The 24,521-nt window shown below is 50.1% G+C and carries 21 protein-coding genes; 5 read left to right on the plus strand and 16 right to left on the minus strand.

Annotation, left to right across the window (positions count from 1 at the left end):
• Window positions 1-24: 24 nt before the first annotated feature.
• From ACAW75_RS10575 to ACAW75_RS10605, 7 genes are all read right to left on the minus strand, one after another.
• Complete coding sequence (locus ACAW75_RS10575) at window positions 25-882, minus strand: prephenate dehydrogenase (RefSeq protein WP_370728684.1); 858 nt, start codon at window positions 880-882, stop codon at window positions 25-27.
• Entirely contained in the window at window positions 879-2,036 is a 1,158-nt protein-coding gene (locus ACAW75_RS10580; protein ID WP_370728685.1) for a pyridoxal phosphate-dependent aminotransferase, read from the minus strand. Before ACAW75_RS10580 ends, ACAW75_RS10575 begins: the two co-directional genes overlap by 4 nt.
• 62 nt (window positions 2,037-2,098) lie before the next feature.
• Window positions 2,099-2,638, minus strand: a complete 540-nt coding sequence (gene atpH, locus ACAW75_RS10585; RefSeq protein ID WP_370728686.1) for an ATP synthase F1 subunit delta — start codon at window positions 2,636-2,638, stop codon at window positions 2,099-2,101.
• A gap of 13 nt (window positions 2,639-2,651) precedes the next feature.
• On the minus strand, window positions 2,652-3,146 hold the full coding sequence (gene atpF, locus ACAW75_RS10590) for a F0F1 ATP synthase subunit B (protein ID WP_370728687.1): 495 nt from the start codon (window positions 3,144-3,146) through the stop codon (window positions 2,652-2,654).
• A gap of 167 nt (window positions 3,147-3,313) precedes the next feature.
• Complete coding sequence (gene atpE / locus ACAW75_RS10595) at window positions 3,314-3,559, minus strand: ATP synthase F0 subunit C (RefSeq protein ID WP_370723402.1); 246 nt, start codon at window positions 3,557-3,559, stop codon at window positions 3,314-3,316.
• A 60-nt stretch (window positions 3,560-3,619) separates the two neighbouring features.
• Window positions 3,620-4,720, minus strand: coding sequence for a F0F1 ATP synthase subunit A (atpB, locus tag ACAW75_RS10600; RefSeq protein ID WP_370728688.1), 1,101 nt, complete (start codon window positions 4,718-4,720; stop codon window positions 3,620-3,622).
• A 482-nt stretch (window positions 4,721-5,202) separates the two neighbouring features.
• Window positions 5,203-5,448 (minus strand): AtpZ/AtpI family protein, encoded by a 246-nt coding sequence (locus tag ACAW75_RS10605; RefSeq protein WP_370728689.1) that lies wholly within the window; start codon window positions 5,446-5,448, stop codon window positions 5,203-5,205.
• Between the two features lie 154 nt (window positions 5,449-5,602).
• Between ACAW75_RS10605 and porW the strand changes: the two genes are divergently transcribed.
• The 3 genes from porW (at window position 5,603) to uvrC (ending at window position 12,220) form a co-directional block, all read left to right on the plus strand.
• Complete coding sequence (gene porW, locus ACAW75_RS10610) at window positions 5,603-7,864, plus strand: type IX secretion system periplasmic lipoprotein PorW/SprE (protein WP_370728690.1); 2,262 nt, start codon at window positions 5,603-5,605, stop codon at window positions 7,862-7,864.
• A gap of 122 nt (window positions 7,865-7,986) precedes the next feature.
• Window positions 7,987-10,338, plus strand: coding sequence for a penicillin-binding protein 1A (locus tag ACAW75_RS10615; RefSeq protein ID WP_370728691.1), 2,352 nt, complete (start codon window positions 7,987-7,989; stop codon window positions 10,336-10,338).
• A gap of 73 nt (window positions 10,339-10,411) precedes the next feature.
• Window positions 10,412-12,220 (plus strand): excinuclease ABC subunit UvrC, encoded by a 1,809-nt coding sequence (gene uvrC / locus ACAW75_RS10620; protein WP_370728692.1) that lies wholly within the window; start codon window positions 10,412-10,414, stop codon window positions 12,218-12,220.
• A gap of 287 nt (window positions 12,221-12,507) precedes the next feature.
• Here uvrC and porN read toward each other — a convergent pair whose 3' ends face one another.
• The 8 genes from porN to sucD form a co-directional block, all read right to left on the minus strand.
• Window positions 12,508-13,587, minus strand: coding sequence for a type IX secretion system ring subunit PorN/GldN (gene porN / locus ACAW75_RS10625; RefSeq protein WP_370728694.1), 1,080 nt, complete (start codon window positions 13,585-13,587; stop codon window positions 12,508-12,510).
• Between the two features lie 59 nt (window positions 13,588-13,646).
• The gene (gene porM, locus ACAW75_RS10630; protein ID WP_370728695.1) at window positions 13,647-15,239 is read right to left on the minus strand and encodes a type IX secretion system motor protein PorM/GldM; all 1,593 of its coding nucleotides are present in this window, start codon (window positions 15,237-15,239) and stop codon (window positions 13,647-13,649) included.
• A 141-nt stretch (window positions 15,240-15,380) separates the two neighbouring features.
• Window positions 15,381-16,202: a type IX secretion system motor protein PorL/GldL gene (porL, locus tag ACAW75_RS10635; protein WP_370728696.1), complete on the minus strand. Its 822-nt coding sequence runs from the start codon at window positions 16,200-16,202 to the stop codon at window positions 15,381-15,383.
• A 45-nt stretch (window positions 16,203-16,247) separates the two neighbouring features.
• Window positions 16,248-17,396 carry a T9SS ring complex lipoprotein PorK/GldK gene (gene porK, locus ACAW75_RS10640; RefSeq protein WP_370728697.1) on the minus strand — a complete coding sequence of 383 codons (1,149 nt, stop codon included), beginning with the start codon at window positions 17,394-17,396 and terminating at the stop codon, window positions 16,248-16,250.
• A 225-nt stretch (window positions 17,397-17,621) separates the two neighbouring features.
• Window positions 17,622-18,584, minus strand: coding sequence for a PorP/SprF family type IX secretion system membrane protein (locus tag ACAW75_RS10645; RefSeq protein ID WP_370728698.1), 963 nt, complete (start codon window positions 18,582-18,584; stop codon window positions 17,622-17,624).
• Window positions 18,585-18,718: 134 nt separating this feature from the next.
• Window positions 18,719-19,504, minus strand: coding sequence for a uroporphyrinogen-III synthase (locus tag ACAW75_RS10650; RefSeq protein WP_370728960.1), 786 nt, complete (start codon window positions 19,502-19,504; stop codon window positions 18,719-18,721).
• Window positions 19,505-19,576: 72 nt separating this feature from the next.
• Window positions 19,577-20,812, minus strand: a complete 1,236-nt coding sequence (locus ACAW75_RS10655) for a DUF4271 domain-containing protein (protein WP_370728699.1) — start codon at window positions 20,810-20,812, stop codon at window positions 19,577-19,579.
• A gap of 32 nt (window positions 20,813-20,844) precedes the next feature.
• Window positions 20,845-21,720: a succinate--CoA ligase subunit alpha gene (gene sucD, locus ACAW75_RS10660; RefSeq protein ID WP_370728700.1), complete on the minus strand. Its 876-nt coding sequence runs from the start codon at window positions 21,718-21,720 to the stop codon at window positions 20,845-20,847.
• Between the two features lie 92 nt (window positions 21,721-21,812).
• Here sucD and ACAW75_RS10665 point away from each other — a divergent pair, with 92 nt between their 5' ends.
• Both ACAW75_RS10665 and ACAW75_RS10670 read left to right on the plus strand, forming a co-directional pair.
• Window positions 21,813-22,403 (plus strand): DUF6962 family protein, encoded by a 591-nt coding sequence (locus ACAW75_RS10665; protein WP_370728701.1) that lies wholly within the window; start codon window positions 21,813-21,815, stop codon window positions 22,401-22,403.
• 68 nt (window positions 22,404-22,471) lie between these two features.
• Window positions 22,472-23,647, plus strand: coding sequence for a L,D-transpeptidase family protein (locus ACAW75_RS10670; RefSeq protein ID WP_370728702.1), 1,176 nt, complete (start codon window positions 22,472-22,474; stop codon window positions 23,645-23,647).
• A 105-nt stretch (window positions 23,648-23,752) separates the two neighbouring features.
• Here ACAW75_RS10670 and ACAW75_RS10675 read toward each other — a convergent pair whose 3' ends face one another.
• Window positions 23,753-24,457 carry a murein L,D-transpeptidase catalytic domain family protein gene (locus ACAW75_RS10675; protein WP_370728703.1) on the minus strand — a complete coding sequence of 235 codons (705 nt, stop codon included), beginning with the start codon at window positions 24,455-24,457 and terminating at the stop codon, window positions 23,753-23,755.
• Window positions 24,458-24,521: the final 64 nt, after the last annotated feature.

Raw genomic sequence — 24,521 nt, forward strand, 5'->3', positions numbered from 1 at the left:
TTGTTTAAGCGCTTAACAAACTATCTACCGCTTCTCAATGCCTTCCAGTACGCGGCGGATGACATTGGCGCGGGCCATAAAATCGAGTGAACCAGCTACGTCGCCTGAGTCGATCACGGCTTTGAAGCGTTGCAGAAACTCGATGTAATCGGCCAGGGCCTGGGAGACATTATCGCGGTTCTGGTCGAAAATCGGTGCCCACATCTGCGGCGAACTTTTGGCTAACCGAACCGTGCTACTGAAACCGGTACTCGCCATATCAAAAATGGCCTGCTCGTCTTTCTCTTTCTCCAGCACGGTCAGTCCCAGCGCAAACGCGCTGATATGACTTAAGTGCGATACGTAGGCCAGGTGCAGGTCATGTTCCTGCGGGGTCATGTAAAACAGCTTCATGCCAATATCGCTGAAGATGGCTTCAACCAGTTTCAGGCTATCAGGATCACTTTTGTCTTTATCGCAAATGATCAGGTTTTTGCCGGGAAGCAACTCACGGAAAGCGGCGCCAGGACCCGAATTCTCAGTCCCCGCCATTGGGTGTACCGCTACGAACTGAGTCCGTTTAGGATGCCAATCGACAAGAGCACAAATCCCCTCTTTGGTTGATCCCAGATCAAGCACAGTGGCATTGACCGGCAGTTTATCGAGCACGGCAGGCAATAGCGTCAGAATAGTATTGACGGGCGTAGCCAGCACAACCAGCGTGCTTTGCGTCACGGCTTCCTCCAGCGGCATTATGGTGTCGACAATGCCTTTTGCCAACGCCAGCTGGCCATGAACAGCGGAGGCATCAACCCCAATGAAATAGGCTTTCGGGTATTTCTCACGGACGGCCAGGGCAAATGAACCGCCTAACAAACCGACACCTACAATCGAAATAGTCATATACGTAATCGGTTTACGGCCTGTTCAATCCGTTCTTTAGGCATACAAAGCGAGATTCGGATGTAACGGCTACCCTTGGGACCGAAGATGAAACCCGGGGCAATAAAGATATGCCTGGTGTACAGCAGATCGTCGACCAACGCCTCTGCCGACGGAAGGCTGTCGGGCAATTTGGCCCATAAAAACATCCCTTCCTGATTGCGGGCGTAATGGCAACCCAATGTATCCAGAAAGGCGTAGGCTGCTTCTAAGCGCCCTTGATAAATGGCATTACGTTCAGCATGCCACGCGTCAGCATTGTGCAGGGCTGTGGCTGCTGCCTGTTGTAAGGCCAGAAACATCCCCGAATCTACATTGCTCTTTATCGTCAGTACCGCATCGACATATGGTTTTGCTGCTGCCAGCCAGCCAACTCGCCAGCCAGCCATGTTATGCGACTTACTCATGGAGTTCAGTTCAACAGCTACTTCTTTAGCGCCATCAACAGACAGCAAACTGATTGGGTCTTTTTTGTTTAGTACCAGACTGTACGGGTTGTCGTGACAGAGCAATACGTTATGGTCCTGGGCAAACCGAACAGCGCGCTCAAAAAGGCTTTTCGTTGCTGGTGCGCCCGTGGGCATGTGCGGGTAGTTCAGCCAGACAATCCGGGTACGTTCCGTCAGCTGGTCAGCCATCTGCTCCCAGTCGGGCTGCCACCCGTCATTCTCCTGCAAACGATACGCGAGGACCTTTGCGCCAACCATCTGGCTCACAGCCCGATAGGCCGGATAACCTAATTCTGGCACCAGTACTTCATCGCCTTCGTTCAGGAAGGTCAGCGATAAATGCGTGATCGCTTCCTTAGAGCCTATCATGGGCAGCAGCTCCGTTTCTGGATCAAGCATGACTCCATACGTGTGCGCGTAGAAATGAGCGATAGCTTGCCGCAAGGCTGGAATCCCTTTGTACGATTGATAGCCGTGTGCAGTTGGCTGGTGCGCTACGTCGGCCAGTGTCTTGATCGTTGCTTCCGAAGGCATCATATCGGGGTTGCCGATACCGATATTGATCACATCGTGCCCCGCTGCCTGTAGCTTACGTACCTCAGCGAGCTTGATTGAGAAATAATATTCCTGAGCCTGATTGGCGCGGTGGGCAAGAGGGATAATCATGGGGTAAAAATACAAAAGCCGCCCCAGATCGGGGCGGCTTTTACTTGTAGTAAGTAGATCGCTTAGTTCATGAATTTTAGCCGCAGGTCATTCAGCTGACTACGCAGTGAGGCATCAATTTGTTTATCGCCAACCCGAAGAACGTACCCACCGATGAGTTTGCTATCCTGCTTTTCATCTAATTCAACGGTTTTACCGCCGGTTAGCGTTTGCACTTTCGCTTTTAGCTGACTCCGCAATTCATCAGTTAGAGGCACTGTTGTGATAACCGTAGCCCGTTCAACTCCTTTCAACGAATCATACTGCTTACCAAATTCGACAGCAATATCTTCCAGGATGTTATCGCGGCCTTTCTGAGCCACAATGTGAAAAAAGGACATCGTCATGGCATTCAACCGACCGCCAAACACAGCGTTGATGATGTTCCATTTTTTTGCGTTTCGTACAATAGGGTTTTTGAGCAACACACCTAATGTACGATTTTCGGAAATCGTGCGCTGGAAAAAGAGCATGTCACCATACATTTCTTCCACAATGCCTTTTTCCTGCGCCAAATCAATCAATGACTTGGCATATCGGGCAGCAACCGTTGAAATAGCCATCGTTAACGCCCGTTTAGTTTAACCGTGATGAAGCCACCAGGTCTTGTACCAGTTTTTCCTGGGATGCTTTATCCGCCAGTTCACGACGGAGCACTTTCTCGGCCACTTCGATCGACAGAGTAACGACATCTTTCTTCATGGAGGCAACCAGCGCCTGGCGTTCGTTTTGCATAGCCTCACGAGCCTGCTCCAGTACCCGCTGCCCTTCGGCGGCGGCTTTGTCGCGGGCGTCAGCTACCATTTTATCGGCCGTTTCTTTAGCACCACGTAAGATCGTATCACGCTCAATACGTGCCTGGGCCAGAATTTGCTCGTTTTCTGACTTCAGTTTAGCCATTTCGCCGCGCGTTTTTTCAGCGAGGTCAAGGGCACCCTGAATATTGCTTTCACGCTCTTTCAGACTAGCCGAAATAGGGCCCCAGGCAAATTTGCTGAGCAGGAAGAACAGTAAACCGAAAATGACTACTTGCCATACTAACAGGCCAATGTCGGGGGTAAGCAGGTCCATAGTAAATTATGAATAAGAGTAATGAGTCAAGAAATTGATACGCTTCCTTTTGTTTGTAAAAGTTGCCTGCCAACGGCAACCCCAATTGGCAGGCTAACTAAAAATTCGGTGTATCCCGTGCGTCGTGGCCTAGTGCTCAGACAAGATACGTACTGATGATCGGGCGATTAAGCCAGAGCCACCAGCAGACAGATAACGGCAGCGAACAGAGCCACGGCCTCGATCAGGGCGGCAATGATCAGCATGGCCGTTTGGATACGACCAGCGGCTTCTGGCTGGCGGGCAATGCCCTCCATTGCGCTACCACCGATACGACCAATACCAAGACCAGCACCAATAGCGGCCAGACCAGCACCGATAGCAGCACCCATGATGGCTACACTACCAGTTGCTTCCAATAAGATTGACAGCATGAAAGCTAACATCTTCAAACAGATTTATAAGTGAAAAAACAAAAGAAAGCAAAGTAAAGACTACCCGATCTCATCGCCAGGACCTTCATACCCGATACCATGATCGGCTTCATGATGGTCTTCAATAGCACTGCCGATATACATAGAGGTCAACAGTGTGAAGATGAATGCCTGCAGGAATGCGACCAGCAATTCGATCAGGTTCATGAACAGGGTAAAGGGAACAACGATCAAACTCACGCCATAGCCGGTGCCCATGCTGGCTTGTCCGGCAATGAAGATGAGTGATAACAAGGCCAGAATAATGATGTGACCGGCTGTGATGTTGGCAAATAACCGGATCATCAACGACAGTGGTTTCATGAACAGGCCTACGATCTCAACCGGAATCATAATTGGCAACAGGGCTACTGGTACGCCAGTTGGTTTCACCAGGTGCATCCAGTAGTGCTTGTTGCCACTGAAGTTGGTAACGAAGAATGTGATGACTGCCAGCACCATCGTTACAGCGATGTTTCCGGTCAGGTTAGCACCACCGGGCAGCAGGCCAAGCAGGTTGTTCACCAGAATAAAGAAAAACAGCGTCAGCAGATAGGGCAGGTATTTCTCATATTTCGGACCCAGGTTTGGCTTGGCAATTTCGTCACGAACAAACATGACGATCGGCTCAAGGAACGACTGGAGTCCTTTCGGGGCTTTCCCTTTGTTTACGGTGTAGCTTTTAGCAACAGACGTAAATACAAAGAACAGAATGAGCGCACTGATCAGCAAAGAAGCTACGTTCTTGGTGATCGAGAAGTCCTGTACGTGAACCTCTTCTACTGGCTTGCCAGCTTCATCGACCCGGTGAATATGGCCATGCTCTGACTTGTAGCCATTATAGATTTCGCCATGATTCAGATGAGATGACGAGAATACTTCCAGACCGCGATCGGCGGAATACAGGATAACAGGTAAAGGCAACGTTAGGCCATGGGCAAATTCCCAACCACGGTCATCACTGATGTGGTGGGTGATCATTTCTCCAACCTTGAACCCCTTCTTTTGCTCAGCGTGTGACTCCTGACCGTCGAGGGTATGCTCCTGCGCGAAAACGCCAGCTACGGTGCTGAACACAAGGACAAAAGCAAGCAAAAATCTATTAATTGATGAACTCATCATATGAAATAAGTAAGCGTTTCTACGAATCGCGCCGCAATTTACGTGTAAGGCCGTAGATTTCAAAACTGGTGTAAACTAAATACAATCCAAGAAAGCTTAGTACGAAGCGTTTCCGTTCAGGTACGTTGTTATACAGCATCACTCCCATGAAAACAAGGCTCAACACTAGCTTGGCCGTCGTGAATGCTAAAAAAAAAGTGGTGAACTGGGCTGATTTCAGGTCTTTTACGAAACTCATGAGCCGATGCAGCAGGACAGACAGCATGGTATAGAAGAGTAGTAAATACGGCCAGAACGGATGAACCCAGTTTGGTCTATAAAATCGGTCAGCTACAAAAAATACAATTCCTAGTAATACAGTTAATAGTATAGAATCACGCATCCAACCGTTATTTTTCGTTCGCTTCGATTAACCTGTTTTTAATAGAGCAACTAGCTATAATTGCCAAATAAAATATTGTCTTCTCCTTCAAAATGAAATGTCAGTTTTTGGGGAGCTGCTTGATGAAGAGGTAAAGTGATGCAAAAATGGCAAATAATGACAGGCCAATCGTCCAGCCGGGTGTTTTATTCCCCTGCCATTCGTCGAGTTTCATGCCGGCGTAAACGCCTAAGCCAATCGTTCCAAGCATTTGAATGCCTATGCCGCTGTACTGGGCGAATGCCGACGGACGGCGGTCGTGATCACTGCCCTGATCGGGCCTGTCTGGGGTTTCTGGTGCATTCATCACAGGAAAATAGCTAATTTCGCCACGCTGGCACAGGATTCGATACGTTGACCGGTAGCGGGCTCGTTTTATCTATAACTGATTCAACCTTATTTTGTCGCTTCCACAGCAGTATGTCCCGAAAAAAGGGGACGCGCCAATTTCTTTACCGGCTATGTATTGTTTTCGACCTGTCTATTTTACTTCACTGGGCCTTCTGGCATTATTGGCAGGCGGGTTCTGGTCGTGTTCGCAACATAGCAACGGAACGGTCAGCAAAGGATACCATAACCTGACAGCGCATTTCAATGCGTACGTCATGGCCCGGGACGATATCGATGAGGTTGAGCGCTATCTGTTCAAGAACCGGCAGGAAAATTACAACGAGACCCTTCCGATTCTGGTGCCGCTCGACTCCAATGCCATTCAATCGGTACGGCCTCAACTCGACGACGCGATCAAGAAAGCGTCGCTGGTTGCGGAACGGCATCAGAACAGTAAGTGGGTCGACAATGCGTATGTCCTGATTGGCAAAACGCGTTTGTATCGTCAGGATTTACCGAATGCGATCGAGGTATTCAAGTACGTTAATACGAAGGGGACAGACGATGCTGACAAGCATGAAGCATTGATCTTACTCATGCGGGCCTATACCGAAACAGGGGACTTCGCCAACGGACTGACCGTGGCTGAATACCTCCGGACGCAACCGTTGACTAAAACCAACACCCGCGACTTTTACCTGACCAAAGCGAACCTGCACCAACGGAAAGGAGAAGCACTAATAGCGGCTGGTATTCTTGAAGCGACGTTTCCCTTTTTGAAGAAATCGGAAGCTACAGCCAGGCTGCATTTAATTGCCGGGCAACTGTATGAGTCGGCCGGCAAAGCGACACAAGCTACCGAACAGTTTCAGCAGGTCCTGCGAACTCATCCAAATTACGATCAGGAGTTTTTTGCCAACATCTATCTGATGCAGGCTGATGGGACTGATTCCAGACAGCTGGCCCGTAATGCCGAGCGGTTTGAGGAAATGCTGAACGACCGAAAAAATTCGGATTTAAAAGACAAGATCTATTTCACGATGGGCCGCGCTGATGCCCGTCGTGGCAATTACGACCGGGCGTTGGTTAATTTCAACAAAGCCGTACAGACAGGGCTTACAAACACAGCTCAGGTGGCGTTGACTTATGCCGAGATTGGTAATCTCTATTTCGAAAAGAAGCGAGATTATAGCAAAGCACAGGCTTATTACGACAGTTCGCTCGCCTTGCTACCTCAGAATAACCCTGCCTACACAACATTGGCCAACCGCAAGAAGTCGCTCGATGAGTTTGTTAACAACCAGACCACGATTGACCGGGAAGATAGCCTGCAACGCATGGCTCAGATGAACCCGGCGGCCTTAGACCAGCTGCTCGACAAGATCATTGACCAGCGCGAGAAAGACGATGCGGCTCAGGCTGAATTGGCCAGGCAAATTACCGGACGCACCAACCTGTCAGGCGCACAGGCAACTAATTCTGATCTGGCCCCAAACGACCGTTGGGTTTTATATAATCCGGTTCAACTGGCTCAGGGTAAGCAGGAGTTTATGCAGCTTTGGGGTAATCGCCCGCTGGCCGACGACTGGCGGCGGCAAAATAAAGATGCGTCACAAGCAATAGCCAGTGAAACCAGCGCCTTAAACGGGGCAAACCCAGCCAATTCCACGAATCCGGCAACGCCTCTACCAGCGGCCGGAGCGCGCCCCCCCGTTGCGAATACCTTGAACTTAAGAAAAGCAAAAAAGGACGAGCTATACCGGCAGATCCCCTTCTCTGCCGATGCGCTGCAAAAATCAAATGACCAGCTTGAGTCAGCGTTGTTTCGGCAGGGTAAGCTTTATAAATTCCAACTCGATCAGCCTTTACAGGCCATGACTACCCTCGACCGGTTATTGGTTCGTTACCCTAACAGCAGCTACAAACCGGAAGCCTACTATTTGATGCATCTATCGGCGGAACAGGCTGGTAAACCATCTCCCTGGCGCGATAAACTATTGACCGAATTTCCAACTTCATCGTACGCCAAGCTTCTGACAGCTGCTGGGAGCCAGTCTACCTTAACCAGTAACACAGAAAATGGCAAAGGAGGTGTAAACGAGATTGCCGCTAACCAGACATACACTAACTTGTATGAGTTATACCAGTCGGGCAATAGTACAGAGGCACTTGCACGTGTTGAGGCTGCGCTGGGTACGTTTGGCGGCTCAAAGATTGCCGATAAGATGGCCCTGCTGCGAATCGTGCTGATCGGGCGTGTGCAAGGTGTTGATGCATACCGGCAGGCACTCACTGAATTCGTTCGTGATTATCCGCTGAGTCCATTACTTTCACACATAAAAGAACGTCAGGCAGCCGCTGAACAACTCTCGGCGAAACGGAATAAACAATAAGTTATGGGTTTCAATTTTCAGGTTTCAGGTTTCAAATGCGTCTCTTACTGACCAGTCGTTCTCACGCGGAGCATTTGAACCCTGGCCCCTGAAACTAATCACTTGAAATCCCCCTCCCACCCATGATTGAATTTGCTTCCGGGCAGTACCGCACTATTATTACCCGACTCTGGACCTACGTATTGATCTTTCTGGCTGCGCTTGTACTCTACGTACTGGCAGTTTCAGTGAATTTTCTCTGGCTTTTTGGCGGCATGCCCGATCTGAAAGCGTTGGAGAATCCCAAGAGCCAGGTCGCGTCAACTATCTATTTTAACGATGGGCCGCAGATGGGGAAATTCTATCTGGAGAACCGAACGCCAATCGATATTACGCAGGTTTCGCCCAATGTTATTTCGGCGCTGCTGGCTACCGAAGATGCCCGCTTTATGAAACATTCGGGCATCGATTTCCGATCAATTGCCCGGGCGATTACGGGTATACTCACGTTTCAGAACACGGCCAGCACGGGTGGCGGCAGTACGCTCACTCAGCAAACGGCCAAGAACCTGTTCAATACACGTGAAGAACAATATGAAGGAATACTGGGCGATCTGCCGGTGATTCGACTGGTGATTGCCAAAACAAAGGAATGGATTCTCGCCGTGCGCCTTGAGCGGAACTACACCAAGCAGGAGATCATCATGATGTACCTCAACACGGTATCGTTTGGCAATAACACATACGGCATCAAAACGGCGGCGAAGACGTATTTCAACCGCGAGCCCTGGCAACTGTCGGTCGAGGAGAGCGCTACACTGGTTGGTCTGCTTAAAAACCCGTCGCTTTTCGATCCGCGCGTCTTTGAGGATCGCTCCCGGGAACGGCGAAATGTGGTACTGAGCCAGATGCGGAAATACAAATTTCTAACCACGGATCAGTACGTAGCGTATAAGATCAAGCCATTGAAACTCGACTTCAATGTCGAGAACCAGAATACGAATAAAGCCCCGTACTACTGTGCCACCATCCGGGACTTTTTGAAGAATTGGATCAAGCAGTACAATAAAGAAAATGGCACCGAACTGAATCTGTACACAAGCGGGCTGAAGATCTACTCGACACTCGATTCACGCATGCAGCAGGCCGCCGAAGAAGCGGTAATGGCAAATATGCGCGACCAGCAGGGGAAATTCTACCAGCAGTGGCGCGGGCGAAATCCGTGGGTGTTCAAGAATGCCACCAACCAATGGCAGGAAATGCCCAACTTCATCGAGAACGCCATTAAGCGTACCAGTCGCTATCGATTGCTGAAGGAAGTGTATGGCGACGATCAGAAGACGATCTGGCGGGAGCTGAATAAACCAGTAAAAATGAAGGTCTTTACCTACGCCAATCGTCGTCTGGAGAAAGACACCGTCATGAGTCCGCTCGACTCGCTCCGTTATTACAAACGATTGCTACACACGGGGTTCGTTTCAATGGACCCTACGACTGGGTACGTTCGTGCGTGGGTGGGGGGAATCAATTTCAAACACATGAAGTTTGACCACGTTGCCCAGGGGAAACGGCAACCAGGGTCAACCTTCAAACCATTCGTGTACCTGACTGCACTGAACAATAATTACTTCACAACCTGCGATCGCATCACCGACAGCCCGGTTACGTTTGCTGCCTATGAAGATGGTAACGGGCCTCGCTCCTGGACACCTAAAAACTCGACCGGTCGGTATAGTGGGCAGGCATTGTCGTTACGGGAAGCCATCGGCGCCTCAGTCAATAGCGTTTCGGCTCGACTGATGAAGAAGGCCGGCGCCCGGTCGGTGATTAAAACGGCGGCCGATCTGGGCATCGACACCACTGGTTTTCCAGCTAACCCCACCCTTTGTTTGGGTACCGCCGATGTATCGGTTATGGACATGGTAGCGGCTTATTGCACCTTTGCCAACAGCGGCCACCGGGTAGAACCAATCACGATCTACCGGATCACGGATAAGAATGACAATGTGCTGCATAATTTCACCCTGAACGCCGTGCAGGTGATTAGCGCCCAGAAAGCCTATGATATGTTGTACCTGATGCGTGGCGCCAGTGAAGATCCGAATGGTACAGCTGCCCGCTTGCGGTCGCAGTACAAATTGCTGGAAAACGGCAACCAGATTGCCGCCAAAACGGGTACGACGTCAAGCTTTTCAGACGGTTGGTTTATGGGCATCACGCAAAATCTGGTGTCGGGTCTTTGGGTAGGTGGCGACGATCGGTCTATTCACTTTAAAGATATCGGGTTTGGACAGGGAGCCAGACTGGCCATGCCTGCCTGGGGATTATATATGCAGAAGGTATATGCCGACAAATCGCTGACGAAGTATAAGCCAAGTCTATTCCTAAAGCCCAATGGCTATAAAGTAGACTGCGGTGGCTACTACATCGATTCCTCGCAGCGATATATTCCTCCGCAGATTGCCCCGACCGAAGAAGAGGAAATTCTTAACTGACGCAGGTACGTTGCCTGGCGGCGAACAAGCTCAATCGGAGCAACCTTTACCCAGGTACGTTCGTTAACGTAACATGCCAGAATTCGACTACAAAAAAGAGTTGGCCAGGGTGCCTCATGAACCCGGTGTGTACCGGTATTTCGACGCGTCCGGTGAGGTTATCTACGTTGGTAAAGCCAAAGACTTAAAGAATCGTGTCAGTAGCTATTTCGTTAAATCGAACCAGCATGACCGCAAAACCCAGCGACTGGTTAGTCAGATCAGAAAGATCGAGTTCACGATCGTTCATACTGAATTTGACGCGCTCTTACTCGAGAATCAGCTGATCAAGCGGTATCAGCCCCGCTATAACATCCTGTTGCGTGATGACAAGACGTATCCGTTTATCTGCGTCACCAACGAACATTTTCCACGGGTAGTCACCACACGGCGCATCGAACGTGGCCAGGGCACCTATTACGGCCCATTCGCCAATCTGAAACCGATGTATACGGTACTGGAAATGTTCAGCCAGTTGTTTACACTACGTACCTGCAATTACAACCTGGCTCCCGAGAACATTGAAGCGGGCAAGTATAAGGTTTGTCTGGAATATCACATTGGTAATTGCAAAGGGCCGTGCGAAGGCAAGCAGGCCGAGCCAGACTATGACGCCGATATCGAACAGATTCACGCCATTCTGAAAGGTCAGCTCAAACCAGCGCAGGAGTACTTCCGTAGCCGAATGGTTGAAGCCGCTGGTACGATGGCCTTCGAACAGGCGCAGCAGTATAAGGAGAAGCTGGATGTGTTGCAACGTTTCCAAAGCAAGTCAACAGTCGTTAATCCGAAAATTGCGGATGCCGACGTGTTCACGATCGCATCCGATGACGTAGCGGCCTACATCAACTTCATGAAAGTGGTCAACGGCACAATCATTCAAACGCATACCGTTGAGGTCAAGAAGAAGCTGGAAGAGGCAGACACAGACCTGCTTGCCATGATGATCGTTGAGTTTCGGGATCAGTACGGTAGCCAAGCCAAAGAAATTATTACCAATATCCCACTCGACACGGATTTGAAAGCAGAAGTGACCGTTCCGCAGATCGGCGACAAGCGCAAATTAATGGATATGTCGCTCAAGAATGTGCTGTATTTCCGACGGGAACGCCAGGATCGGGCTACCGCCGAAGCAACCGCCAATGCCAGTAAAAAAGATAGGGTGCTGATTAAATTGAAGCAGGATTTGCAGCTGAAAAACTTACCTCGCCGCATTGAATGTTTTGATAACTCGAATATTCAGGGGACAAACCCGGTGTCGGCTATGGTGTGTTTTATCGATGGCAAGCCCGCCAACAAAGAATACCGCCACTACAGCATCAAAACTGTCATTGGCCCCAACGACTTTGCCAGTATGCACGAAGTGGTTACGCGGCGCTACAGCCGTATGCTGGACGAAAATGGGCCATTGCCCGATCTCATCGTGATCGACGGCGGCAAAGGGCAGCTCAGCGCAGCCTGTGATGCTTTAAAAGCGTTAAACTTGTACGGGCAAATCCCGATCATTGGCATTGCCAAGCGCCTGGAGGAGATTTATTTCCCGGAGGATACCCTTCCGCTTTACCTAGACAAGCGTTCAGAATCGCTAAAATTAATTCAACGTTGCCGGGATGAAGCGCACCGGTTTGGCATTACCCATCACCGCGACAAACGGAGCCGGAACAGCCTGATCAGTGAATTGGAAGGCATTGAAGGTATTGGCCAGAAAACTGCCGGGAAGTTGCTGACTCACTTCAAAGGCGTCAAAAAAATAAAGGAAGCTGATGTTTCAGCCATCGCCGAGTTAATTGGCGAAGACAAGGCTCAGAAAGTAAAAGCGTACTTCGACGCACAGGAAGTGTAGGTACGTTGCCGGGAGGCTGTCAGGTAAAGTGATGTTTACGTCGCCTAGCGACCCAACGACTGTAAAAACAGGCTTCTATAATGTCGTTTACGTCGCGTAGCGACCAAACCACCGAGTCATGTTTGGTCGCTACGCGACGGGAGAAAAGGTGAGATTTTGTCAAGAGCTATGAACATTGGGGCACCACGCGACGAAAAAACCATCTGGTAGGTTGTCGGCTAGGTACGTACATCAAAAAAGGGTCCCTGCTCACGAGCAGGGACCCTTTTTTGATGCGATTCCATGACTTAGTACTCCCAAAGACCATGCTCGATCTCCATCAGATCATATTCGGTCTGATACGATTTCAACAGGCCTTCTTTGTCACCGTAAATACCAACCAATTCTTTATCTTCTGGGTTGGCCACTTTCGTAATCCGCCCGTAGAACAAGCGCAGATCAAAGGCGTCGGCCAGGTTTTTGTGCTGGGCCTGGTTTTGCGTGTTATACCAAACAAACTTCTTAGGGTCTGAACGGAACAGCTTGTCCAAATCTTTGTACTTGAACGTAGCAACAGGTACCTCAAAGCCAGCGGCGTTTTTATCGGCTGGTAACTTCATCGCTATCGTCTGGATATCGTAGTACAGGCGTGAGCGTTTCTTGTCGAAAATCCAGTCTTCCTTCACTTCCAGGATGCTGAGTTCTTTAGGGAAATACTCGTCACCGGTCATAGCAGGAGCAGCTTTTGCAACGGCCACGGTATCTTTCTGCACAACGGGAGCTACTGGCTGAGTTACTTTAGCCCCCTTCTTACCTTTGGCATTTTTGGCCGTTTTCTTAGGCGCAGGTGCCCCCCAACCATCATCAGCTGGTTTAGCGGCGGTTTTAGGCGCTGGCGCTCCCCAACCGTCATCAGCTGGTTTGGCTTTTGCGGTAGCTTTAGTGGGGTCCTGCTTCTTAGTATCGCCCCAGCCATCGTCTTTGCCAGTAGTAGCTCCTTCTTTACCGAACCCTGCCTCGATCTCTTCTTTCGATAAACCGCCTTCCTGGTTTGGAATCAGCAGTTTCTCGTGGAATTTCTCCGGCGAGATTTTTTTGGTACATGAATCGTCTTCGTAGGCATCGAGCAACCCGGCTTTCACCGCATCGATCAGATACTTGGTGATCTCATTTCCTTTGGCGAACATGCTCCGGTTCTGCGTCTCCTTCAGGTCGATCCGACGCCAAAGGGTCTTCTTCATCATGATGTCGCTATCATCGATAGGACGAACCGACATGGAGTTAGCTTTGCTATTGTCCCGCTCTTGCGCCATAGCCGCGCCGCCCATAAGCGCCAGCGTAGCTGTAGCTGTCAGCGCAATCGTCCGTATCATTATCACTTGCTTCATAGCCTGTGTTCTTTACCTGTCTACGCACTAAAAACGGCCCGAAAGCCGCTTTAGTATAGTTAATATAAGGATATTACCTGCAACAAACTCCCCATAGGAACGTCGCTGATTTCACCACGGAAATTGCGACGCTGAACGCCATCAATCGTGATTGTCAGACGGTCACCAGGCTCCATTTCAGCAGCCATACCGCCTAATGATCCACCACCGGCACCAAGCGATATTGGTCCAGCAACGCGCCTTGTACCACGCGCCAGGTTCACCGTTATTCCCGTTACGCGGAAGTTAGCGTCGTTCGGAGCATAGGCGGCAAAGCTTGGATCAGACACTGCGCGTACGCTGATGCTACGCGCTGAACCCACTGGTACACCACGAGGATCTGTAGCAGGCCGTCCACCAACCAGATATTCGATCGTTGGGCGTGGCACCCGGTTTACTTTGAACCGTTCTGTTCCCAGCAGGTTACCAGCATTACTAATGTTTAGTGAAACAGCCGCGGCGTTAGGTACAACTGTAATTTTCCCTTTTCCACCTGAAGGCAGCACAGCCGCGCCATCTGCCGAGAAATTAGGATTCCAGAGTGCACCCAACTGTGGGCTTTGAATACTCAGTTTGTTTTCGCAACCCAGATAAAGTGGCGGCATGGTACCAGTTTCCACTTGATAAGATGGCTTAGCAACGGCGTATTCTGCCCGCACAGGCACTGTTTTCACTGTTCCATCAGGTGCATTATACGAAATAGAACCGGTTAGCACCCGTTTAGAGAGACCGTCTTTATCATACGATCCCCCCTGCGCCGTAAACTCGATGATACCCCGGCCGTTGTCCATCCGAACAGGACCACCGCTTAGGCTCATGCGCGGCTGGATGCCCGATGATGACGCTGCCAGGAACATCTCGCCCCGGAACTTGGTGCCCGCCACAACCACATTCGATTGCATGCTCAGCATACCCATGATCTTGTCGAACTTCACATCCTGCGCGCCTACTTTAGTCGCCAGATAATCCAGCGTTTCGCCTTCGATCCGACGTACGTCAGCTTGCTTCTGGCTTAATACGGCCAGCGCAGCAGGTACAGGTGTCTGAGCGAAATTCAGCGTCGGGAAGTCTTTAGTCCGTTGCTCTGTTGACCGTTTAGCGATCGGGTCGTCTTTACCGTCTAATGCCAATGGCGCAAATTTGGCATTCCCCACCTTCGACAGTTCATCCGTAAACTGGTTCAGCGTTGTCTGTAATTTATACGCTTCACCATTCCGATTATTTCCAACTAAAAGCTGCGCTACTTTTTCTTCTTCGCTAAGATTCTTGATGTTGCCTTCTTCATCGGTTCCACCACCTGCCTCGACAAGTTGCGACTTCAGCGCGTCGATCTGGCTGATCATATCGGCCGTTCTCTTACGTACCTGATCAGCCTGTTGCAATACAGCTACGTCGGCAGGGCGGTTACCCGTTTTGCTGACAGCAGCTCTTATTTTCTCTAGTGTCTCCTGATTGACCCGATTGGCTGAACCTGTTGATTGCTCTAACGAATTGTTCAGCAGGACGAATTTTTCCAGGATGGCCGATGTCACCTGCAAGGCAAGCAACGCGGTCAACACCAGATACATCATCCCGATCATTTTCTGACGGGGTGTTTCTTTTCCACCTGCCATTAGTTGGTAGTGTTAAATGTAGTTTGATTAAAGGAATGTTCGACATCGAGCGTTTCGAGCTTGATAGCACGTTTCTATACCCCAGATGGTGTATAGCACGCAATGTCAAACCCGAAACGCCGAACGTGAAACCAAGATTGCTTATTGATTGCTTCCCCGCATGGCAGTCAGCATGCTGCCATATACGTTATTAAGTGAAGCAAGGTTGCCAGTCAGTTTAGCCAGTTCTGATTTGAACTGTTGCGTGTCTTTGCTGGCATCTGCCATATTCTGCATGGCAGAAGTCAGGTTACCATAGAAGGCGTTCATCGTCTTCAGATGCTTGTTGGTATCCTGCAATTCCAGTTCGTACACGGCGTTTAAGGCGCCCATATTCTTAGTTACTTTCTGGAATTGGTCACGGTAATCTTTAGCGTCGGTCGTTGCATCGGCCATTGAGTTCATGGCGGTGATAGCTGTACCGTACGACTTATTCATTTCAGAAATAGACCCTGAAGCCGATTTTACGTTACGCGCGTAATCATTAGTAGCTACGGTGGCATCGGTCAGGTCGGTCAATTTTGACACTGTGCTGTTGAGGTTCTGGAAACCTGAGCCAAGCTTCTCGAACACATCAGGCGTAATTTTAGCCTGCGCCAGCATCTGGTCCATATTGGCGGTTAACCCATTTGCCTGCGGGGTAGCAACTGCTTTGCGCACTTCTCCTTTGTAGTCGGGTGCTAATTCGGGATATACACGCTCCCACTCGTAGTCGTCACCAGAGGTGACTGGCTGAGTGAAACTCTGAATCGCATACAATGCAAAGATTACTACCTCTGTCAGCAAGCCCACGGTTAGCATAAAGCCAAATTGCTCATTGTGGGTGATTTTGGCCCAGGCACCGAAGATAACAACGGCGGCCCCAGCACTATAAACGGTAGGAACGAGACGGTCCCAAAAGAAATTTACTTTTCCTGCTGCCATGAGTTGGTTTACAGATGATTATTTATGTAAGTGGACTAATAAGGGTTAAGCTTTACTGTTTTTCATGCCTTTATCGGCTTTACTGGCCTTGGTAGACGATTTCGATGACGAGCGTCCTGAGGAACGACCACCTCTTGCCGACGCTGTGCGGCCTTCGAGGTTATCCATCACGCAACGGAAACCGATGTATGACCGACGGGCGTTTTCGTCTTCGTAGGTACGTGTACCTGATTCCAGGTAATAGGCAATGTCTTTCCAGGAACCGCCGCGCACCACTTTACGCGGTTCGTCTGGATTCTGGTTGTCCGGGTTCATGTCCCACACAATAGCATTCGCATTGTCGGCATAGGCATCGCGGCACCATTCAGCTACGTTACCAGCCATGTTGTACAGGCCATATTCGTTGGCGTTGTACTGGTTAGCAGGTGCTGTATATGGGTAGCCGTCGGCATCAAAATTCCCACGTTGTGGTTTGAAGTTAGCCAGGTAGCAACCTTTGCCGTTCGCCACATATGGGTTACCCCAAGGATATTTAGCGCCTTGTTTACCACCCCGGGCCGCCCATTCCCATTCTGCTTCAGAAGGCAACCGGAAACGGGGTGAGTTCACCAGACTCTCTTTTGTCCGGTAATCGTTGTACAGGTTAGTACGCCACTGGCAGAAGTGCTGGGCAGCTTTCCAGTTTACACCAACAACCGGGTACGTATCAAAAGCAGGGTGGCTGTAATAATACTCAAGCATTGGGTCACCGTTATGATACGTAAAGTCGTTCTTCCAAACAGTTGTATCGGGGTAATATTTTGCCATGATCTCTTCTTCGCCGATCGAGGCAGCCGAATCGGCCAGCATGGCGTTTACATATTGACGATACTCGTGGTTGGTGATTTCCGTATCATCCATGTAGAATGAACTGATGGTTACCCGCCGGTTCATGTTGATTTGTGTCGCGGCAATATCCTCGTCAGCCTGACCCATAATGAATGAGCCTGAAGGGATAAGCACCATACCGTAAGGTGTCGTTTGCCGGTAACCTGGTCGGGACTTAGCCACAATCTCACCGTTGCTTACGCCGACATCGCCTGCCTTACCGCCCCCAAACTTAGACTTAAAAAAGCCGCAACTCTGCAAAACCAGCACTGTCGCCACAACCAATACGCCCCGGAGTGTATATGCCGGCATTCGGTTCGATTTCATATGTATAAACTGCATAAAACTTGTGCAAGACTGACGTAAGAACGAAAATCCTCACGCTTATTGTATGTAAATTTTGATTGTCAGAAAGAAGCGGTAATTGCTTAGAATCGCTAAAAAGGCGTAAACGGTCAAAATTAAACGCGTGGCTCCAAACAGCCTAACAACAATAACGCCAATTTGTCGACTTGGCCTGTCCGTTTGCCTGAAAACGCTGAAAAAGTGAGCTTAGTATCTAAAGCGTGGTGTACGAATAATCGGTTTTTTATTGGTATTAGGTGCTGGTAAGGCATAGCTCAACAGCACTTCGTACGAAGCGGGGCGTTTGGCAGTAGCTCCGGCAATCGTGAAGTCGTAGGATAATCCTAACCGCAACGCGTTGTTGGCTAACAAATTTGTCCCGGCCATAAGGCTGAACGCTTCGCCAGTGCGATACGACACTCCGCCAAAGTACTGATTATTATACGTACCCAGAATGTTCACATCCAGTGATGACGCCTGCGGACCCGGTTCAGTACTGTACTTATACAGGATCGAGGGCTGTACGTCCAGTGCGTAGCTTATCCCCAGCCGATAGCCTGCCGACAGATAAGCGGTACGCGATAACGGGTTGATTGCCTGAGCAGTGCCCAGCTTGTAGCTGGCTGCATTCAGGTGAAACAGACTCACTCCTACCCAATAATCGACTGTATTGTAATGAATACCTGCACTTATGTCGGGCTGCAATTGCGATACCTTCCCCGCTCCAACCAACGGATCGCCCGGGTCACGAACAATTACATCGCTGTAGTCGATCGATTTGTTATAGACACCTCCTTGCAGGCCCACAGAGAACGTACCTGACTTTAAGGGTAAACGATAGGCGTAGGCTACCTGCACTGACTGATTGCTTTGCGGACCAATTGCATCGTTGAATGCATAAATACCGACCCCGCTATTGAGCCGGGTAAGTGGCAGATTGGCCGTCAGTAATTGTGTAGTGGGTGCGCCACCAGCCCCACTTGAGGTCTGATAGCCCGCCCATTGCGTTCTATAAATAAGTTGAACCCTGGTAAGTCCTTCTGAGCCAGCTGCTGCTGGATTATAGAACGTGGGCGCGAACGGGAAAAAACTAAATTGAGGGTCTTGCTGACCAAACGCCGTAAGCGCGAGTAGCCAGCCACCAAGAGACACGTAGAGTTTGCGAAGCATAGACGAAGAAAATCCGGGCGGTCATTACCCTGTTCAATTACCTGATTAACGTCCGTAAACACAAAATATTGACCGAAAAAAAGGTCGATACCCGCTTTTTATGCTAGTACCGACCTTCCTCTAACGCCTAAGGCCTAAATATTGTTGGCTTTCCGAATGTAAAGGTCCAACGCACCTGTCATAGACGGAGCATTGGGTAATGGCGCTTCAATATCCAGGGTCAATCCGGCCTCTGTGATAGCTTTAGCCGTAGTTGGCCCAAACGCCGCCAGTCGGATTCCATTTTGCTTGAAATCGGGGAAATTAGTCATGAGTGATGCTACTCCCGACGGGCTGAAAAACGCGATCAGATCGAAGTGGGTGACATCCAGATCAGACAGGTCTGTAGCGACTGTTTCATACATGACCGCTTCTGACAGATGGAGACCGCTGGTGTCCATAAAGTCAGGGATATCATTGCTTCGAATGTTCGAGCACGGAAACAGGAACTTCTCTGTCTTATGCTTTCTGATCAGGTCGAAAAGCTCTTTCGCTGTTTTTGTGCCCGAAAAAATCTTTCGTTTCCTGATGACAATGTATTTCTGTAGATAATTAGCCGTTTGCTCTGAAATACAGAAATACTTCATGTCGGCAGGTACGTCGATGCGCGCCTCCAGACAGATACGGAAGAAATGATCGATTGCGTTCCGGCTGGTGAAAATGATGGCCGTATGCTCCAGAATATTGATCTTCTGCTTACGAAACTCCTTGTACGATACCCCTTGTATTTGAATAAAAGGCCGGAAGTCGATGGTAATGTTGTACTTGTCGGCCAGATCGAAATATGGAGATTTATCGTCGGCGGGTTTGGATTGGGTCACTAACACATGGCTGACTTTCGTCTGACGTTCCTCGGTGGGCTGTGTGTTGGTATGGCTCATTGAATCTACCTCTATGTTACGCATTCCGGCGGCTACGCGGTGTGGTACTTACGCTGAACTGATACATGCCTGCTAAACGGCAAACCGGATACCGATCACAAGCGGGATTAATTCCACGATGCAAAGGTAGGAAAATAAATAGAGATTTTTGACCGGCATCAGTTGCACGAAGGTCAGGTATAGCCAGGCTAACCGGCCCAGATAAAAACTAATGAACGGAATCAGCACGTAGCTTACCGGCGTGTCTGCCAGGGTAACATATTGCCCGATGGCCGTGATCAGCAGTACTAATATAGTCGTAAATAACAGGGATGCCTGAAGCACTTTGAAGTAGTGTAAGTTCACCAGCGCATCGAATTTATACAAGCTCCCAACGGCAGCAATCAACAGGTATTTACCAATGAGTAGTAAAAAGATAGCTACACTGATTACTCCATAACTAGCTAACAGCCAGAAGAAAGTTTGTTGCGCTGGTATGAATAGCCCTGACCCGAACAAGAATACATTTCTATGCTGAACATACATGAACAGGAAAGCCAGGACGAAGCTTAGATTTAACGTAAACGCCAGCGAAATTCGGCTCAACGGTCGATTGATCACGAACGACTCATCGGGCGAAACCAATCGTATCAGGTTGATAGGATTGTAGAAAAGCTGAAATGCGCGCCGAAAAAAGGTGTATAAAAACGCATGTGCTGCCAGCAGGAAAAGCAGCCCAACGCCAAAGAAGTTACCGTATGGTGATATGTTTCGGGGACGAACGCTCAGCAGGTCATCATTCAGGCGAATGGTCTGGTTTGCCGCCACGCGGGGGTAACCGGTGAGCAACTGCCAGTTCCCCAGTGAGGGTGGCCCATAGAGGGTCAGAAATAGGTACGGTTTTCGGTACAGTCTGTATAAGCTATCTATATCGAGTACCTGCCATTGACCAGCCGGGCATTTTTTGCGCAGTGCAGCGTCAATAAACAGAAAGCCATCCTGTTTACTCTGAAGCAGAAGCTTATAATGTCGGTTGCTTTCAATGTCGACTGAGGCACTAAGCGCATTTTCGGCACTGTGCTGCTCAGCAATGAAGGGGACGTAGGCCTTGAAGGCCTCATCATAGATCACAAATTCCTGTTGGAAATCGTGAACGGGAAAATATGCCTGTGCAGGTCCTGCGCCCTCTTGTCTGCCCTGCGCAACGAGCGAAAGGGTGAACGAGTGAAGGAGTGAAAGGGTGGCAGCCGCAACCAGTATCCAAACACGACGACGATTGTGTGTCGACTTGGCCTGCCAGTTTACAGGGAACAGGGGGGTCGGTGTCACTCTTTCACTCGTTATCTCTTTCGATCTATCTATTACTGACCCAGTGCTTTCAGCATGGTATCTCCGATCAGTGCGGGCGACTCCACTACGTGAATACCACACTCCCGCATGATCGCCATTTTAGCGGCAGCCGTATCATCTGCTCCACCCACGATTGCGCCAGCGTGGCCCATCCGACGCCCTTTCGGTGCGGTTTGTCCGGCAATGAACCCAACAACGGGCTTGCGGTTTCCGTCCGCTTTGATCCAGCGGGCGGCTTCGGCTTCCATACCACCACCAATCTCACCGATCATGACAATAGCTTCCGTTTCGGGATCGTTCATGAGCAGTTCAACGGCTTCCTTGGTTGTAGTACCGATAATCGGGTCACCACCAATACCGATCGCCGTGGTCTGGCCCAGTCCGGCTTTCGTTAATTGGTCTACGGCTTCGTAGGTCAACGTACCTGATTTCGACACAATACCCACTTTCCCCTTCTGGAAAATAAACGCGGGCATAATACCCACTTTACATTCACCAGCCGTCATAACACCCGGGCAGTTAGGACCAATCAGGCGCGTTTCTTTTCCTTTCAGGTATGCTTTCACGCCCACCATATCTTCGGTAGGAATACCCTCAGTAATACAGATGATCACTTTGATGCCTGCATCAGCGGCTTCCATGATCGCGTCGGCGGCAAAAGCTGGCGGCACGAAAATGATCGATGTATCGGCCCCAGCGGTTGAAACGGCTTCATATACCGTGTTGAACACCGGCTTACCAAGATGAGTCTGGCCTCCTTTTCCAGGCGTGACTCCACCGACCAGGTTGGTACCGTAGTCAATCATTTGCTGGGCGTGGAAACTCCCTTCAGAGCCAGTGAAGCCCTGCACTATCACTTTCGAGTGCTTGTTTACTAATACGCTCATGCTGTTCGTGGATCGTAGGCGATGCCTTGCGAGTTGACGTCTATATTGCAGATAACGGCGCAAAAGTAGACCGAAAAACGGTATCTTCCGCAATGATTCTTTCGCATATGATCTCCGACGCGGTGCTGGCCGCAACGGGTGTCTGGGTCTTCGCCACAGCATTCAGACGAGTTCCTTTTTATAGTCGCCTGCTATGGGGCTTTTTCTTTCTGACAATCGCCCTGGCTGCTCTGGCAGGCGTTTTCACCTTTGCTGGCCTTACCGCCCTGGAGCCATTACACAGTTCGCTCACGACCCTAGCCGGTAGTCTGGGGGTGGTAGCTGTTGTGGTGGCCACTTACGCCACGGTGCTCAATCGGCCATTATCGCCCGTCAGCTTTAGCGTCACGCTCGGTGCTGGCATGCTTCTTTTTGTGGGTTTATTCTTTCCTGACGTGGCCGTTTTTGCCCCCGTCGTCGCGGCATTGGGTATTCTACTGGTCATGTTGCTTGCGGTGCTGGCCCTGTTACAGAAACAACAGTGGGCGGTTTGGCTTGTGGTGGCCGTAATGCTGATGGCCTTTGCCACCAAAGTGCAGCACCTGGTGTTGCCCCTTCACCCTATCGATGCGTATCATTACCTGATAGCCATAGCATTAGTCGCCTTCGGATACGCTATGCGCAAACGGGAACAGACCCCGTAACCAGGCTTTGCTGACGGAGTTCACCAAACGAATGATAACATTTCACTACAGTCATTCGTCTTTATAGTATGACTCAACGTACCTCATACACCATTCTCGGCGGCCTGTTTTTACTAATGACAAGCCTCTTCTCCGGTTGTAAAAAAGAAGACAACCAGCAACGCATTGGCAGGCAGTTGCACGCTTCACGGCACTTTGCCGACTCAATTGGTATCGACACCACGCAGTTCGCCAGCGTACAGGCACAAACGAACCCCGAGCTGGCCCGTATTGAGCTGGAGAAGCTGATCACTGAGATTCACTATGGGCATGTGCCAGCCAATCAGTCGTTTACCAAACTAACGGAGAAAGTCGATACAGCGGTAATTGGCAAGTTCGCCCGGGCGACAGATGTAGTGGCCGCCCTGAAAACTGACGCAGCGACGTTTGGCCCTTATCGGTCATTGCTGACAAAATACAATGAAGTAAAAAAAACAGCTTCGCCTGCCCGGATTCAGGAAATTCAGGGAACGCTGAATTTTTACCGTTACCTGAATCGATTTGAATCCGACAAGTTTATCGTGGTGAACATTCCGGCAGCCCGGCTGGCCGTGTTCGATAAATCGGGACGGCGCGAATTACCCATGGCTGTTATCGTTGGTAAAGCAGCCAAGGCAACTCCCCGTTTCAATTGTTACCTGACCGAAGTGGTAGCCTACCCGTACTGGAACGTACCTGAGGGCATTGGGGTGAAAGAAATTCTCCCTAAGGTCCAGGCCAACCTGAGCTACCTCGACAGTCAGAATATGGACGTGCTGGATAAACGGGATAAACCTGTTGATCCCGAGACGATTGACTGGGCCAGCGTATCAGCAGCCAATTTCCCCTACCGGTTCCGGCAGCGATCGGGCTGTAATAATTCGTTGGGACTCATCAAATTTGTGCTGAACGGACCACCGGCCATTTACCTCCACGACACCAACGCCCGGGAGCTTTTCAATGCAACTACCGACCACTGGCGCAGCCATGGTTGTGTGCGCGTGGAAAAGCCCGTTGAACTGGCCAATTTTGTACTGGGTGCGCCAAAATTCGATGAGGGTTTTTACAATCGCTGCCTGACCGATCAGAAACCATCGTCGTTCAAACTGCCAAAGCCTTACCCTGTTTTCGTAACCTATAATCTGGCCGATGTAGATGAGGCAGGGCAGCTGGTGTACTACAAGGATGTTTACGGGCGGAGGTCAGACTCAGTTGCTAAACAGTAGAGCAGCGCAAACAGAGCGGCACGGCAAACACAGCGTTTTCTTACCTGGGCAGTTGCTCCCATTTCAAAACGCTGTGTTTGCCGTGCCGCTCTGTTTGCGCTATTCCTATGACTTTAGAAACACTGACTTTTTCAGGTACGTGTTGTCTGGGTAGTAAATGAACAGGCAGGAGCCGCCCGCAATTGTCCGAACGATTGGAGAACATTCGGTCGTTGAGACCGCAGGACAACCCTGGCTACGACCAAGTCGACCTGTTCGCCGAATGAACTCTTCGCCAACATAATCGGCTCCATGCATCACAATCGCCCGGGCGAACGCATTGTCATTGATTCCCTTTTCCAGCCCCTGCAGTTGCATCGACAGGCCATGCTTCCCCTGGTACAACCCCAATGTTTTGTAAAAACCCAGGCTAGACTGGAACGATGAATTCGTATTGGAAAACCGTTTGGCCTGTAGTTCGCCCGAGTTTCGGCCATGCGCTACGTAGGTATTGAACAGTAACTTCCGTTTCACCAGATCGATCACATACAGCCGCTTTTGACTCGACGGCTGGCTCATGTCAACAATGGACAGCAGCGGTTTTGCGCCAATCATCTGTTGCATGCCGCGCAAGGCAATGAGGTAGGCCTCTCGACTCAGGCCAGACGCAGCCAGGTGTAGTTCGTCATATAATAGTTGAAAGGCCGAAGGAGCAGGCGTGACAGCTGCTGGGGCATTAACGTGGTGCGTCGGGGTAGGCGTAGCGCTCTTTTCAGAACCTGTCGTGGCCAAAGAGAGCAACGAGAAAGCAGCGATCAAAGCTTGTTTCATGCAGACGGAGGGCTTATTGAGCTGTTGGTCTTCAGAAAACCATTAGTCTACTAATTTGATTCAC

The organism is Fibrella arboris (assembly GCF_041321095.1).
GTDB classification, from domain to species: domain Bacteria; phylum Bacteroidota; class Bacteroidia; order Cytophagales; family Spirosomataceae; genus Fibrella; species Fibrella arboris.